The organism is Cellulosilyticum sp. WCF-2 (genome assembly GCF_003990395.1).
Lineage (GTDB): Bacteria > Bacillota > Clostridia > Lachnospirales > Cellulosilyticaceae > Cellulosilyticum > Cellulosilyticum lentocellum.
Genome location: NZ_CP034675.1, coordinates 4,286,133 through 4,302,972 on the forward strand (window position 1 = coordinate 4,286,133; position 16,840 = coordinate 4,302,972).

Genomic DNA, 16,840 nt, shown 5'->3' on the forward strand with positions numbered 1-16,840 from the left:
TATTATTTTATAATTTATTCTTTATTATTTGCATATTTTAAATAATCCTAAACTTTCAAAGGTGTTTTGTCAAGTTTTCATATCTAATTACTTGGTATTTTTATTTAACTTTTAATCCTATTATTCATCTCCCCTTGCATCATCCCCATAAATGATATTACAACTATCTTAACTACCTATTTATCGTTTATTATCATCAACCTCAAAACTCTTTTGTCTTTCAATAATCTATCTTATTCAATCCAAGTTCCCATATCGACATAATGCAGTATAAATTATAGCCGGGAATAAGGGCACTTAAATGAGGGTACCCCCTTAAGAAAGAAGTAGGAGTATCCTTTTTGTATACTCTTTAATCAGCTTTTTTGTTATAAATACATTCTATATTTTGAACTTTTCGACTAAACCATGCAATTTAACTGCTAGCTCAGCCAAACTATCGCTAGCCTCTGCAATTTCTCTTACAGAAGCTGTTTGCTCTTCTGTGGCAGCAGCTGTTTCTTCTGATGCTGCTGCATTTTCTTCTGCAATGGCAGACATGCTTTGTAATATTAGTAGAATATCTTCCCTCATTACATTCATTTCATCTCCTGAAGTACTTAACTGATTCATCACCTGGATAGTGTCTTTCATAGCTTGTGCAATCAAATGATATCTTTCCTTACTATTGTTTACACTACTGGCCTGTTCTTCAGATATGGCGGTAACCCTATTCATCGTCTGAACTGCATGGCTAATATTACTTTGTAGCTCATTTACAATGCCATGAATCACTTCAATTGAATCAGCAGACTGCTCTGCCAATTTTTTAACTTCTTCTGCAACAACAGAAAATCCTTTACCAGCTTCACCTGCTCTAGCTGCTTCTATAGCTGCATTTAAAGATAATAAATTGGTTTGGGTAGCAATAGATTCAATAACATTGCTTGCTTCACCAATTTTCTCTGAACTTTTATTGGTCTGGTTAATAACTTGGTAAATCTCACTTATAGCATGCGTACTTTCCTTTGTTATTTGACTTAAAGAATCCATTTCCTTTAAGCCCTCTGTTACTATCTCTGTCACTTTATTGGAAGAATTATTTACATTTCCAATATAACCATGTACTCTTTCTACTGTGATTCCAAGCCGAGACACTTGAGAAGAACCATTTTCTGTATGTTTTGCTTGTTCTGAGGCACTTTCTGCAATTTCTTCTACTGTTTTTGCAACTTCATTAGCTGAAGTGGCTGCTTGCTGTGAGGTAGCTGTCAATTCTTCGGCAGAAGAGGCCATTTGTTCAGAAGAAGAATTAATTTCAGCAACGATATCATGAAGTCCACCTGTTATTTTTTGTAAGGACTTAGCTAAACTTCCTACCTCATCTTTTCTATCTATGTACTTCTGAGCAACTATTTGGGTCAAGTCTAATTTTGCTATCTGATTGGCATATTCAACAGTCTCTACAATTGGTTTTGATATACCACTGCCAATCACATTAGTAAGTATCATACTAATTACAATGAAAATAATAGCAATTAATAAAATAGAACTTTCTAATATTGGCAAAGCATCTAATATTTCATTTTCACTGGCAACTAGTATAAATGTCCACTCTGTACCTCCTATTGGGGCATAGCCTACATATTGACTGCCTCCTTCATAAGAATAACTAGTAGTTCCTTCTTTTTCTTCTAATATCCTTTTTATTGCAGTTGAAGTAGAAGTGAGGCTACTATCCTTCCTAGCTTTTTCGGGTGCATTAAACTCACTAAATACTAAACGTACATCTGGATGACCTATCACTGTTCCATCACCATTGATTACATAACTATAACCGCTTTTTCCATAGCCAATATCCGTAACAAGATTGGTTAGGGCTACTCCATCCCTCACTCCAAATAAAGCTCCAATCATCTTATCACCATTCACAATGGGTACAGCTTGTAATAAGCTCAGCCCTCCCGTTGCCTGACTAATGGTAAATTCAGATGCACTTTCCTTCCCCTTGAAAACCTCCATTAAAGGACTGTTTTCATTTAATGTATACTCTCTTCTATCGGAATAACGAACAGTTCCATCAGATTCAATTATACCCATTCCTTGAAAATCTGTTTTTTCTAAAAGAGAATTCAATGTTGCTGCTAGTGTTTCCCATTCCATTCCTTGAACTTCATCCAATATAGCAATGGTTTTTAAGGTATTGGATTGTATTTCTAAACGGCTACTTTCTAATGCTGCAGAGCTTCTCACTAGTGATAGCATGGATTCCTTTGCTTCATCTACTATAATATTGCTAGCAATCATATTAGCAACTATCCCCAAGACTGAGAATGATATTAAAACTAAAGCTGAAAAGCTAACAATTAGTCTTGTTTTGATACTTCTTATTCCACCAATAATTGCTCTTAATTTGATCATGCTCTCTTTCCTCCTATGAAATTTATACTAGAGCAATACATCCTTTAATTGCTTTTTGACTCTGTAATTGCGGTATACTTAACATGCCATAAATCTACTTTGGTTTTTGTCAATTGGATCATATCAAAAAGAGAAGCCTTATGCCCTTTTATTGGCTACAATATTGAGTTTTCAATGTAAAATACACCATTCTAGTGTGGGAAGCTTATGTTTATTAAATAAAGGTGGTATTTTCTCACTAAAATCCAGTACGCAAGTAAATTTGTTTCCATTAAGTATACCTACTTTTATCATCTTTCTTGTGTCAATTACTAAAACTATAAGTCTACCATTCCTTTTCCCAACTTTAAATGTAGTGCCCTTATCTTCTGACAAATGAACATATTACCTAATCCCTTTGTCTTAATAGACTCAATAAATCTAATAGCCGTCCATGATGAAGCTTAGTAGGAGGTACTTGTTTTTCAAGAAAAATCAATATATATATCAATGTAGCTTTTTCATCATTTCCATTATCAAATATCTAAATACTTAGTCATTTGATTCTTTCTCTTGTATCTGCATTAAACTCCTTGTAAATTAAAATTTGTAATTATTAATTTTCAATCATCTAATACTCTATTATTAATTCTACGATAACGTAAAAAGTATATAAAACTCTTAACCATCCATTCTGCACTCATAGCGATAAAAAGACCCATAACACCAAATCCTAAAGGAATCGTCAATAAATATCCTAATAGTACACGAATACTCCACATCGTTATAAGAGAAACCCATGACACATAGGCTGAATCACCAGATGCTCTAAGTATACATGGTAGTACACTTGAAAAAGGCCAAAAAAATATCACAGGAATGATTGTAGATAAGATTAACTTCCATATTAAATTAACAGTTTCTACTGGCGCCTTATATAAACTTAAAATTCCAGGCATTAGAGGTAAAAAAATCATGGATGACAATATTATCATATAGCTAGCTAACTTTGTCATAGACTTTCCATATTTCTTTACCAACCTTTGCTCTCCTGCACCAATGCATTGACCTACTATAGTCATCGAAAGCGTTCCAACAGCTGTTCCTGCGGCAAACAAAATACTTAGCACAGAGTTCGTAACTGCATTTGCTGCAATTATCATAGTTCCTAGAGGAACCAAAAATGTCTGCACTAGCATACCTCCCATATTTATTAAAATCTGCTCAATGGCAAAAGGAATTCCTATTTTAAATATATTACTTCCAATATCTTTATTTAATGAAAAGAAATAATTAAATGCAATGCCAATCTTGCCTTTCTTACACATCACCATATAAATAGCAACCACTGCTCCTATTGCTCTTGCAATATTTAATGATAATACTGTCCCTAATATATCTAAATTCATTATATTAATGAACAAAAAACTTGCTATTAAATGAATTAGATTTATAAGGACAGTAAGACCTAGACAAGTTCTCGTTTCACCAATCCCTCGAAAAATTGCAAAAACCGCCATATAAATTGCTAGAAAAATCATCGATATTGCTACACCAATTAAGTATATCTCTGCTTTTCGCATTACTTGTTTATCTGCTGTAGTAAAGAAAATCCGAACAATTTCTTTAGAAAACAAAACAATAATAAAACTTGTAAACGCCCCGACCACCGTAAGATAAGAAACTACTTGTCCGGCAGTCTTTTTCACTTTTTCTTTTTCTCCTCTTCCAACATAATTGGCTGTTACAACTGTTCCACCTGTAGAAAGTGCACTAATTACTGCATAGATCATCATAGCTATAGGATTAATTAAACTAACAGCCGACACAGACTCCTGACTAGAAGAACTAACCATTGCTGTTGTTAAGATGCCAATTATATTAACAAAAAAAACATCTAAAATAATCGGAAGTAACATACTAAAAAGTTCTCTATATGTAAAAAGTTTGCTTCCCAATTCTTTCGTTAAGTACTGATCTATCCATATTTTCCACTGTTTCATAGGTTCTCTCATTCTAGGTCTATTATTTTACCCTTAGATACAACTTTTATTAATTTATAGTTTTTATCCACTATTAACAAATCTGCGTATTTCCCTACTTGAATACTACCAATTTCCTTATCTAAACCTATGGATTTGGCAGGATTTATAGTAGCTGCTTCTATAGCCATTTTAGGTGAAATACCCATGGAGATTACATTGACCATACAGTCATATAGATTAGTTGCACTTCCTGCTATAGTACCATCAACAAGTGTAGCCAAATTACCTTTTACTATTACATCTTGTCCTCCTAGTAAATACATGCCATCCTGCATTCCTGTTGCCATCATACTGTCACTAATTAATACAACTCTGTTCTCTCCAAAAAGTTTAAAAATTGACCTAATCATAGATGAGTGAATATGAACGCCATCTCCAATGACCTCAACATAAGTCTTCTCATTATCAAATGCTGCTCCAACCACACTAGGTGTTCTATGCCCAAAAACTGGCATGGCATTAAACAAATGGGTCACATGATCAGCTCCTGCTTTTAGAGCTAAGGATGTCTCTTCATAATCAGCCTCTGTATGGGCAATTGAAAAGTGAAAGTCATTTTTACATTTTTCTATGCACGCCATAGCCCCTTCTATCTCCGGTGCTATAGCTACAAGTTTTATTAAGCCTTGTGCTTTCTTTTGTAATTCGTATAAAAAATTTATATCAGGTTTTTGGAGATAGGTTCCATTCTGTGCCCCTTTTTTTCTATACGAAAGAAAGGGGCCTTCTAAATTTATGCCTACCAAAGAAGGAATTTCTTTCTTAACACTTGCTGCCTGTTCACAAATATTAAGTAATACTTCTGCAGCTAGTGTCATTGTAGCTGGGCAAATAGATGTAATACCATGCCTTTCCTCATATTCGGCAATTGCTATCATAGCCTCCTTAGTTCCTTCGCAAAAATCATGACCTGCACATCCATGAAAGTGTACATCTACTAGTCCAGGAAGGATGTAATAATCTGGCACATCTTGCTTTTTCTCCAATCTTGTAATTCTTTCATTTTCTATTGTAACTACTCCCTCTTGAAAGGTTCCGTCTTCCGTAAAGATTTTACCACTTAAACAATTATTACTCACTTTATCTTTCCTTCCTTTCTTTAATCAATCAAGCCATCCATTCTCTTGAATATATTCCCTTAGCTTCTGTGCCATTCTCTCATGAGTTCTTACTGTAGGATGTCCTGCTGTTCCTATTCCTTCCTCTGATCTAATCGCCTCTTCCTCAAAGAAATATACCTTATTATCTCCTGTATGTTCTTTGTATAAGCTAACTGCCTTCTGCACCACAAGACTGATTTTTCCTTCCATAACGCCTATAGTACAGATAATTACTGACTCAGGTTGATATTTTCTTACCGTACTAATAAACTTCTGGTATTCCTCTACAAAATAATTTTCTCTGTCTTTTTGATTTCTAATATAACTGGCATCATTACTGCCTAAATTAATCACTACAATATCCGCTATGAATTCATTAAAATTCCAAAGATGTTTATTCTTAATTTCTTTTCTTTTATAGAGGTACCAATCCGTGTAAGGATATATAATAGGCATGAGTACATCTGTCAAAGGCTCCTCTATATCTGGCTCTATATAACGGGAAATAATACCAATCCCACTAAAAGAAATCAGCTGAAAATCTGCTTTTAATTCTTCAGCGCAAAGAATAGCATATGATTTTACTGCATTTTCCTCTTCAGTAGTAGAACTTCCATATTGATTTCCTTCATTTCCATAACCGCAGGTGATAGAATCTCCAATAAACTCAATTTTTCGTCTTTGATATTTTGTTGGTTGAATAGTAGCCTCATCATCTGTAAATAATGCATGTATTGCTGATGTAGCATATTGCACTTCTGTCAGTTTTATCAATCTGACTTTTACACTTATGCGCTCAGTAGAATCAATTAAAGTATAACGGTGTATGCCTTTGTTTAGCTTAAGCCTAGAATGGATTTTTCCATCTAGGTACACTCCCATTATACATGCCTCTTTATTACTGACAAAATCAGAAAGCATCTCCACTTCTAAATAACAACCTACAAAGAGAAATTCTACATAGGCCCCTGAATAGCAGAGGTATAACATCTCATCTAGTCTGTCATAGCGCCCCATTACTTTCATTCTATCTTTGGAAGCTTCTAATTTCATTTTTACTCCCACCTCTGTTTTGGAATTGCAGATATAAATCGTTTGGTAATATCCCTCGGACGCGTAATAGCAGTTCCTACTACAGCAGCTAATATCTTTTCTTTATATACTCTAGCAAGCTGCCCCAATTCCCAAATTCCTCCCTCTGCAATAGTTGGTATGTTCAGTTCTTCTGCTATTCTATGAATCATATCATAATTAGGTATATCTACTCCTAAAGTAGATTTAGTATATCCACATAAAGTAGTTCCTACTATATCAAATCCCAGTTTTTGTGCCTTAACTGCATCCTCAAATGTGGCACAATCTGCCATAAAGCATACCTTAGGATACCTTTTTTTAACTTCTATAAAAAATTGTTCAAGCGTCATTTTTCCTGGTCTTAACCTGTCTGTAGCATCTACTGCTATGATATCTGGTTCTACTTCCATCAATGCCTCCACCTCTTTCATAGTAGGTGTAATATAGATTTCTGAATCAGGATAATCCACCTTATAAAGTCCGATTACAGGTAGGTCTACCACTTCTTTAATTGCTTTAATATCCTGTGGCGAATTAGCTCTAATGCCAACAGCTCCACCTTCCTTAGCCGCAATAGCCATTCTTGCCATTATTTCTGAGCCATAAAGTGGCTCCGTCTTCAAAGCCTGACAAGAAACTATAAGGCCTCCTTTCAGTTGTTGAATTACATTCATTCTTATGCCCCCTTATTTAATGTACATAGGATTCGTCCAGGCTCTTCTTCCTTGAGCATCCACACATTCTATTCGAATATATTTCTCTTTTCCAGTAAGTTTCCATTCGGCCTTCTGTAGAGGTTCTTCCTTAGCGATTACTGTAGTTCCTGCTCCCACATAACCATCTGCAATAAAGTTAATTCTCTCTACAGAATCACAACATATGTATGCTGTACCGTTCTTTATTCCCCATTCTAAAATATAAGGTCCGGCAGAGGAGTAGTAATTGCCACTTAGTATAGCTGATACAATTGCTTCATGAGTCAAGCTTCTTGCATTTACCATAATGAAACCACCAAAAGCATCATCAAATATTCCATCATTATGATTGTCATCTGCTGCATTAGCGAGCTGTCTTCTACCTTGTCTTAGCATCTGATCCCAGCAACTAGTAATATAGCCTGTACCACTTTCGTTTTCCGTATTATAGTTAAAAATTTCTAGAATATCTATGTCATACAACTTTTTCAATAACTCAGAACTCACTCTAGACCACATGGGATGATTATAGGTCACAAAACATCCTCTCTCATGTAAATCATCTATTATCTCCTGTGCAACCTTTTCCTCATCCCATTTATTATAGAAAACACGAGGTTCATATGTCTCCTTATGCTGAAGCAGTGGCTTTGTAGCAGCCTGCTGCATGGCTGTCGTTCCTAATATTCCATTTACATGATGTACGCAAATACAAGTATTCTCTTTATCAAATAATACTGCTGCCGCCTCTAGTCCTGGTAAGATAATAAAATCATCTGTGTTTAATAAAGACCTATAATCAGTATATAGATTATGATCACTTATACACAAAAAAGAATATCCCTGCTTCCTAAATTCCTGTGTTGCTTCCTGCGGTGTATAATTTCCATCTGATTCAGTAGTATGGCTATGTAGATTACCTTTGAACCACTGACCATCTGTACTAAATCCCTTTTGATCTATCATCACTACTCGCCTCAATTCCTGCTTGGAAGCCAACCTCAAACATACGTCGCCATGGCATATACACATCCTTAAGCCATATTTTGTCCGCTACGCTACTACAATATTGGAAAAGAAATTCTCTTAAATACTTTTCCACAGTTTGTGATACAAATCCTCTTTTTTCCTTTACATCAAAATAGTTCATTTCCGTTCCAGCAAGTTCCTCTGTAACCTTACCACGAACTACTGAACAGTAGCCTACATCTTCAATATATCTCTTTACAAGAAAATCCTGATGAGCTTTACTCTTTCCATAGTAAAGTGCATCAATTCCTTCAGCAAGTGCAGTTCCAATAGTATTTGCTGAAGTATTCCATCCTGCATATCCATCGACCTTTAACAACAGGTTATTATAGTTCAACATATTGATAAACTCTAAATCGCCACCATTAGCATAAGCATTATCTGCAATAGTTATCTGTTTTCCTTCTGCTATACGATCTTTTATAAAGTCTATTAACTCCGGGAAATTTCTTTCTGCGCGATAGTCAGGTAATAGACATGGCTGTGCTATAGCTTCCTTCATCTCTCCAGCTGGTGCAGTAACTACCATAATCAAGTCTGCATGTTCATAACATTCTACCATCTGACATCCTGACGAAAGAATATGATATTTTACCGTTGTGGAGAGGGTATTTCCTTCATAAAGGGGCACAATATACTTTGCCTTCTCACACACATACTTCACATATACTTTGGGTTTCTTACCATGTATTTTATTAATAAGCCGTGCTATCATCACCATACCTACTTCATCTGCTCCTGGATATACTAATATCCGGTCTCCCAGATTTTGTTTCATGATTTCTGCACGGATAATTTCCTGATCCATAGCAGCATACCCATAGGTAGCCGAATCATCCTGTGGAATCACCATAAAATCTAAATATCCTTCTTTCAAGTAATTAAGTATATAGCGATTCATCTCACAGTTAATCTGTCTTCTGCCTACATAATCATTTAGATATTCTTGATTAATCTCAGGCATAATTAGATTCATTTTTTTCTCATCAGATAGTCCAAGACGGCTCTTATGAATTAATTCTCCCACTCTATGAATGGTTTCACCACATTCTTCATAATAATCTGGTTCCTCATCATTACTAGAATAGGAAGGACACCTCATTACAACTTGAAATCCATATATCAACAAATTAGGATTTTTCTCTTTTAATTCTTTTATTACGGTAGACATTTTTCGGAACTCTTTCACTGTCCCATTATGAATTCTAGAAGGAACCAGGCCCCCATACAAAAGCATATCAATAGACAAAATTAATCCATCTGCATCTATACACTCTTTCTTTAAAAAATTAATGATTTTATCTCTATTTGCAAGCTTTTTCTTATCGCCCAGTTTATCTGGTCTTACAATCTCAAGCTCTTCATGATTAAAAAGTTCCATTGGAAAATCATAATTGCAAGGTCGCTCATCTAAAGGTAGCAATACTATTTTTTTCTTCATTTTTACCTCACTCCTGTGCTCTACAAAATCTGTTGTTATATGTACTAAATTTCTTTATAGCCACTACGATAAACATGTATAGGTTTAAATCCAAATTGGCCATAAAAGTCTTTTAATACAGTCCAATCAATTAGGCACTGTATTGCTCCTAGTGTACGTAACTGCAGTAGTGCCTGTCTCAAGATATAGTTACCCACATGTCTTCCTCGAATCTCTTTACCAATTCCAATAGGACCAAGTCCCGCCATTTTATCTTCGTTCATAGAAAGCATACAGTACCCAACTATTTCTTCTGTGTTGTGCTTCCTTAATACAACAATTTTATCAAAGTTTTCTTGATTACTTAGATATTGTTGTGCTTCATATTCCCAACGACCGAGAAATTCCTTTTCTAAGAATGATAACAATTCTTCTTCATAACCACATTTCATTGTTTCTACATAAAATTCTTTTTCAAATTCAGTTACATCGAAACGGGTAAGAGTAGGATTCTGTTGCACATCCCCTTGTAAATCATAATGTTGGTCTGGATTTAACCAAAAATGATGTTTACGGAAAAAATTTTCATTTTCAATATTGGGAGACGGAATGCCTGAAAATAGATTGTGTAGATCTTGCCCTATAAACACCTTATGTATATTCTTTTCCTTAAATACCTGCTGACTTTTCTCATACAATGTACTTCCTAGTCCTCTTCTACGGTATTCTGGCCTTATAAATAGTAGTGTAATCCACCCAGTATCCGGATATAATTCCTGATTTCTTGATACCTTTGTGGCAATACATCCTATCATCTTTCCATCTTCTGCATCACAAATCACAAAGCTTGCTTCTGCACAGTAATCCCCTGACTCAAAAACTGTTCTTTCAAGAATTTCTTCGCTGATAGGAAACAATGTGGAAAAGCAAGAATGAAATAATTTCACAATTTCTTTTTTATCAGTACTCTTTATTTCTCTAATAATACTTTCCATTTTCTACTCCTCTTTCCATATACTCCTCATGATACCCATTCATACTCTAGCCTTTTATTGCACCACTAATTGCTTCCACATAATTCTTCTGGCATATAATAAATACTAATATTACTGGTACAATAGATATTATCGTACCTGCTGCTATATAGCCAAATTTGTAGTTGAAAGATCCATTCAGATACTGCAGAGCTGTTGCAAGTGGATATTTATCTGGATCTTGCAATACGATAATTGGCCATAAAAATTCATTCCATTTACTAATAAAGTCAAAGATTATAACAGTTGACACAGCTGGAAGAATTCCTGGCATCATTATCTTTTTCCAAATACATAGATCACCTGCACCATCAATTCTCGCAGCTTCAATAAGTTCTTTAGGTATGGCCATATATGACTGCCTTAACAAAATGATACTAAATACCTTTACCGCCCCAGGTAAAATGGCTCCAACATAAGTATTAAGCAGGCTCATCTTACTAATAATTAAATAATTAATTATCATACCAGCAGCTGCGGGCACAATCATAGATACTAACAAAGCCGTCATAACTATTTTCTTTCCTTTAAACTCCATACACGCCAAAGCATATGCACATAAAGCTGATAAAACAACATCCAAAAAAATAGATGAACTTGTTAAAATTAACGTATTTCCAATATATCGGGGTATGTTCATAAACTCCATAACCCCTATATAATTACTTAGGGTAGGATTTTTAGGAATAAAGCTTAAATCGTAAATATTCTGTCCGCTCTTAAAGGATGTAGAAAACATCCATAAAAACGGTCCTGCACAGATAATAGCTATAATAATGAGTAATATATAAATACAGAGGTCTTTATATAAACTTTTTCTATTTTTCTTAGATTTTAATGAGTTATTCACTACCATTCATGCCTCCTCCCCTTTTGCCATAGACAAATACCACAATACTTAAAATACTAGTAATAATAGCTTGTACCGCGCCAATTGCTGCTGCATATCCAAATTCGAAGTCCTGAAATGCTTTTACATAGGAGTAATAATTAATTACATTTGTCGCATCATTGGGACCACCTTTTGTCAATACATAAACTACATCAAACACACTAACTGCCGAAATAACTGAATTTAAAGAACAAAACCAAATATAAGGTTTCAACATAGGTATCTTAATCTTAAATAAAGTCTTAAAGTTACTCGCACCATCCACCCATGCAGCTTCCTCTAGTTCTTTGGGCACAGACTGTAAACCTGCTAAATATAACATCATATAATATCCAAGACCTTGCCAAACTGTAATGAACATAATACAAAGCATGGCTGTTTTACTGTTATTTAAAAAGCCAAGAGGCTTACTAATTGCTCCCATTTCCATAAGTAGTGTGTTTACCACCCCATTAGAATCAAACAAGAATCCCCACATAATGGCTACTGCAACCATTGAAGTTACTACCGGAATATAGAATAATGTACGGAATAGCGTAATACCATACATTTTTCTATTAACAAGTAATGCAAGAATAACTGATAATATCTGAATGACAGGAACTATCACTACAAATAAAATAGAATTAAATAGGGCAGTACGAAATTCTTGATCTTGTAGCAATTCTACAAAATTATCAAAACCAATATACTTTGTTTTCCCTAATACAGAATAATCAAAGAACATCAAAGGAATACTTCCACAAATCGGTAGAAATACAAACAGAATAAGAATAATTAAAGCTGGAGCCATAAATAGATAGGCTTTAAGTGTTTGTTTGTGCCTACTTTTCATTTCAAACCTCCTTAAATTTTACCTTCCTTAGACACTTTCGCCCAAGGAAGGTTTCTGACTCTTTTTACTTCAATTCAGAATTTACCAGTTTAGTAGAATTATCAAGAGCCTGTTGTATATCAATACCACTAATAATGGCCGCTTCATATACCTTATTTACATCATCTTGAATATCACTTTGTCCTTCGATTCCTAAAGAATAATCTTTGGATGTATCACTAAGTTCTGCAGACATTGCTCTTGCTTTCCCCTCCAATGTTTCTGTATCAGAAGTAAAAAATGAATCTGCCACTGCTGCTGATGTAGATGGGAAGATTGCAACTTCTTTACAGAAAGCAAGCTGATTGGCATCATTGGTAATCCATGCGGCAAATTTAATTGCTTGTTCATGATTGTCACTAGCCTCTGGGACAACAATATTCATTAATGCATTTCGACTTAATTTCTCTGCTCCAGTAAGAGGTGCTGCAATTGCGATTTTTTCATAAATATCTGGGGCCTCATCTTTGATTCTTTCTAATGAAGATCCTGAAGAACTAATAATTGCCAGTTTTCCCGTTTCAAATAATTTGAGCTCCTCATCCCAACTCCCCCATTTATCTTTTGGAAGAATATCTGCTTTCGTATATTCTTGATAGGTGCTTAATAACTCAACTGTTTCTGGTACATTGAAGGCTGTTTCTGTCTTATCATCATTTAATATAGGAATACCTTCTTCAAATAACATATTAAAGAATTCAGGTGGGTTATAAAGATATGCACCTGTTGCATCTTTCATTTGCTTAGCCAATTTATTTGCTTCTTCATATGTAGTAGGTATATCTGTGATTCCTGCTTTTTCAAATAACTCTGTATTATAGAACATAATATTGGGTGAAGCATACCATGGGAAAGCATAAGCAGAATCTCCTATTTGTGTTGATTCATACAGACTTGGAATATAAATGCTTCTTTGTTCCTCTGTTGCTTCTTTATTTAAATCCACTAAGGCCCCTTTCCCTGCAAGGGTAAGTGCCATTTGTGTATTTAAATTAACTACATCTGGTGAGGTTCCACCTGCTACTGAAGTAACTAACTTCTCTTGAATAGATTCATAAGGAAGATCAACCCACTTAATCTTGATATTTGAATTCTCTTTTTCATATTCAGCTATTCTTTCATTGAAAAAGTCTGTAAAGGTTGGTTGCAGTGAGATTGTCCAAAACTCAATAGTAGTCTGCGCTACTGCTGACTGCCCATCCTTTGATCCCACTGCTGTGCTATTACCCTTATTACCACCACACCCTGTTAGCATAAGACTTGTTGCGATCACAGTACTAAATAAAACCCTAGTTAATTTTCTTCTATTCATTTTCTTCCTCCTCTTAAAAAGTTCTTATAATTAACAAACGGCACTGCTCCGTATTGTCCTATAATAGTTAGCCCACTACAGCTGGACTTATAATATCACTCCAAAGATTATAATTGAGTGATTTTAAATCATCTTGCTCAAAATAATGAAATGGTAAATGCTCTTCCTCTAGCTCATCTATAAAATCGCTTTTTCCCTGTAGATATAAGCAAATTTTTTCTGCGCATTCTGTAAGGCGTTGCTTGAGTCCACCTATTCGTATGGACTGAATTTCAAATCCAAATGTCTTATTTTCTAAGTACCACTGTTCCATAAAAGAATGATAGAAATAATCTATTCTTACCTGTAATTCTGGAATTTCTTTTTCTGCAATTTGCTTTAATACTTGAGTGTCCCTTGAAATATATGCCTTTCTAATACGTATTCCTAACTCTAACTTGCACTCTAATACCCTACATAACTTTTCTAATGTCTGGAACAAATAAATAAATGAACTTTGTGGATTATTATTAATACACTCTTTTAATTTCTCTGTTGCTAAATAATAGTAATTCTTTTCTATTCCCACTGCTACAGAATCAAATGTACCTATAAGAGGGTCATTGTATAAAAAATATTTACTCGCATTATTATGCTTATCTTGTATCTCAGAAAATGGATTTACTATATCAACTAACATGTAATCTTCCATTCTTATCCCTGTCATCATATAAAATGGTGTATCTATCATTTTTGACTCATAAGCCATATTGGCATCGAAATAAAGTGCTGGAAGTGTAGAGAATAGACTTGCTTCTGCTCCATTATCTCCCCACCCAGTAATCACTACAGAATCAAGATTATTCTTGATACATGCTGTCAATGCTGCTTTACTGGTTTTTAAACTATATTGATTATGTGGTGCAAATCCTGTCCATTTCCAAGCGCCCCCTGCAAACCCTATATGTTCTGTTAAGATTTTGTGACGTTTTAACATATTATCATAGCGCTCTTCATCACATGAATAGTAGTCCCAGTATACTAGTTCCAAACCTTTAGGTATTTTTATCTCTGACTTTAATTCTGCATCTTCTATGTAATACTCACCTCCAAAAGCAAGTCGGAAAAACATATCACTCCACATCTGGGGCTGTAATCCATATTTTTTGCAAATATCCGTTACTTTCTCAAGATGATCATACATAATGTCAAATCGGTTCTTATATCCATTTCTATCTAAATATTTCCCAAGACCCACCATATGAGCTTCATCCATTCCGATATTAATCTTCTTGGCCTGAAAACCTTCTGCTATGGTTTTAATATATCTCTCTAGAAATTCATAGGTAGATTCGTCTCCTACAAGAAGAATATCATCTGTATCTATAATGTTCTGATATTCCTCATAGCGCTTGATTTGGTTAAAATGTGCTAAAGTCTGTACATATGGTCGCACCTCTATTCCAAAGCCTGCAGCATAATTAGCTACTTCCCTAATCTCCTGTTTACTATAAGCACCTCTCATATATCCTAAGTAAGGTTCTCCTTCTACCTTAATAGTATCTTCTATATAAAGCCCTAAAAAGTCATAGCCCATAAACGCTATTCTCTTAATAAGAGTCTTTAAGGTATCTACTTTGGGAACCGCATTTCTTGAACAATCCACCATATAACCAAAATCGCCAAAATGCTTCTTTTCTTCAATTTGATATTCTCCATCCTGTTGTGCTGCCACCATTAATGCTCTACAAAAATCAGTTAGCTTTCCATATTGAATAATTATTTTGTCTTTATCTTTCTTCATCAAATAACCATTCTGTCTATTGGCAAATGCAGAAATATAGTATGTACTTCTATCAGGACTATTTTTCAAAAATAATTCAGCCTCTTCAGCAATATATCTTATGTCATCCGCTAATAAATCCCATTTCAACTTCATTTAACTTTCCTCCCATCCTCTAGCCTGAATAAATGCATTATAACAACCAGTTATTGATATTTCAATAAAACATAAACTTTCAGAAAGTACTCACTAAAAATCCTGTTTTTATGTAATTTATGTGAAATTTCTTTCTAGATTCTGCTTATCTGTTGTGACATTTTGAACTATTGCCTATAATGAGCAAGACAAACCAATTACCAGGTGGACACTCAAAAAGAAAGAGAGGATAATAAACATGGAATATATCAGAATTTACAAAGAAAAAGATTATCAGGCTGTTAGCCGACGGGCTGCCAATCTCATTTCCGCACAAGTCATTGGAAAACCTAATAGTGTACTAGGACTAGCCACCGGCACTTCACCCATTGGTACTTATAAGCAATTAGTAGAGTGGTATGAAAAAGGAGACCTTGATTTTTCCAATACCATTTCTATTAATCTAGATGAATATGTGGGGCTTCCCCCTGATAACGAACAAAGTTATCATCACTTCATGCATGAGCACTTATTCTCTAAGATTAATATTCCACCTGAAAATACTCATGTACCAAATGGATATTCACAAGATTTGAACAAAGCTTGTTCTTTATATGATTCCTATCTTCATTCTGTTGGTGGCATTGACCTACAAATTCTTGGTATTGGAAACAATGGACATATTGGATTCAATGAACCAAATGACCATTTTATTTTGGATACCCATGTTGTAAATCTAAGTGAAAACACTATTGCCGCAAATGCAAGACTCTTTAATAACATTAACGAAGTTCCAAGGCAAGCCATTACTATGGGAATCCGGTATATTCTACAAGCAAATAAAGTAGTTCTAATTGCCACTGGAGAGGCCAAAGCAGATGCGCTTTATCATTCCTTTATGGAAGCTGTAACACCTAAGTTTCCTGCTTCTATATTGCAGTTTCATCACGATCTAACTATTATTGCAGATGAAGCTGCCTTAGCCAAATTGCCAGATAAGCTATATACTACGGTAAAATAACATCTAAAAACTCCCTTTATAAAAAGAACAAGCGACGATTTTCTCCATTATCGTCGCTTGTTCTTTTT

13 protein-coding genes are annotated in these 16,840 nt (G+C 34.7%); 1 reads left to right on the plus strand and 12 read right to left on the minus strand.

Annotated features, from left to right (window positions below; genetic code table 11):
* Nucleotides 1–381: 381 nt before the first annotated feature.
* From EKH84_RS19455 to EKH84_RS19510, 12 genes are all read right to left on the minus strand, one after another.
* On the minus strand, nt 382–2,400 hold the full coding sequence (locus EKH84_RS19455; protein ID WP_127067575.1) for a methyl-accepting chemotaxis protein: 2,019 nt from the start codon (nt 2,398–2,400) through the stop codon (nt 382–384).
* Nucleotides 2,401–3,002: 602 nt separating this feature from the next.
* Nucleotides 3,003–4,382, minus strand: coding sequence for an MATE family efflux transporter (locus EKH84_RS19460; protein ID WP_190283402.1), 1,380 nt, complete (start codon nt 4,380–4,382; stop codon nt 3,003–3,005).
* Between the two features lie 8 nt (nt 4,383–4,390).
* Nucleotides 4,391–5,503, minus strand: coding sequence for an N-acetylglucosamine-6-phosphate deacetylase (nagA, locus tag EKH84_RS19465; RefSeq protein ID WP_127067577.1), 1,113 nt, complete (start codon nt 5,501–5,503; stop codon nt 4,391–4,393).
* Between the two features lie 24 nt (nt 5,504–5,527).
* On the minus strand, nt 5,528–6,577 hold the full coding sequence (locus EKH84_RS19470) for an SGNH/GDSL hydrolase family protein (RefSeq protein WP_127067578.1): 1,050 nt from the start codon (nt 6,575–6,577) through the stop codon (nt 5,528–5,530).
* A 2-nt stretch (nt 6,578–6,579) separates the two neighbouring features.
* Nucleotides 6,580–7,272, minus strand: coding sequence for an N-acetylmannosamine-6-phosphate 2-epimerase (locus EKH84_RS19475; protein ID WP_190283403.1), 693 nt, complete (start codon nt 7,270–7,272; stop codon nt 6,580–6,582).
* A gap of 12 nt (nt 7,273–7,284) precedes the next feature.
* The gene (locus EKH84_RS19480; RefSeq protein ID WP_243118617.1) at nt 7,285–8,259 is read right to left on the minus strand and encodes a CehA/McbA family metallohydrolase; all 975 of its coding nucleotides are present in this window, start codon (nt 8,257–8,259) and stop codon (nt 7,285–7,287) included.
* Nucleotides 8,237–9,763, minus strand: coding sequence for a DUF4127 family protein (locus EKH84_RS19485; protein ID WP_127067581.1), 1,527 nt, complete (start codon nt 9,761–9,763; stop codon nt 8,237–8,239). The genes EKH84_RS19480 and EKH84_RS19485 overlap by 23 nt, the downstream gene beginning before the upstream one ends.
* 44 nt (nt 9,764–9,807) lie before the next feature.
* Nucleotides 9,808–10,737, minus strand: coding sequence for a GNAT family N-acetyltransferase (locus EKH84_RS19490; protein WP_127067582.1), 930 nt, complete (start codon nt 10,735–10,737; stop codon nt 9,808–9,810).
* A 46-nt stretch (nt 10,738–10,783) separates the two neighbouring features.
* The gene (locus EKH84_RS19495) at nt 10,784–11,632 is read right to left on the minus strand and encodes a carbohydrate ABC transporter permease (RefSeq protein WP_127067583.1); all 849 of its coding nucleotides are present in this window, start codon (nt 11,630–11,632) and stop codon (nt 10,784–10,786) included.
* Nucleotides 11,619–12,503: a carbohydrate ABC transporter permease gene (locus EKH84_RS19500; protein ID WP_127067584.1), complete on the minus strand. Its 885-nt coding sequence runs from the start codon at nt 12,501–12,503 to the stop codon at nt 11,619–11,621. Before EKH84_RS19500 ends, EKH84_RS19495 begins: the two co-directional genes overlap by 14 nt.
* Nucleotides 12,504–12,567: 64 nt before the next feature.
* Entirely contained in the window at nt 12,568–13,854 is a 1,287-nt protein-coding gene (locus tag EKH84_RS19505) for an ABC transporter substrate-binding protein (protein ID WP_127067585.1), read from the minus strand.
* A 67-nt stretch (nt 13,855–13,921) separates the two neighbouring features.
* Nucleotides 13,922–15,772: a beta-N-acetylhexosaminidase gene (locus EKH84_RS19510; RefSeq protein WP_127067586.1), complete on the minus strand. Its 1,851-nt coding sequence runs from the start codon at nt 15,770–15,772 to the stop codon at nt 13,922–13,924.
* 247 nt (nt 15,773–16,019) lie between these two features.
* Between EKH84_RS19510 and nagB the strand changes: the two genes are divergently transcribed.
* On the plus strand, nt 16,020–16,772 hold the full coding sequence (nagB, locus tag EKH84_RS19515; RefSeq protein ID WP_127068170.1) for a glucosamine-6-phosphate deaminase: 753 nt from the start codon (nt 16,020–16,022) through the stop codon (nt 16,770–16,772).
* Nucleotides 16,773–16,840: the final 68 nt, after the last annotated feature.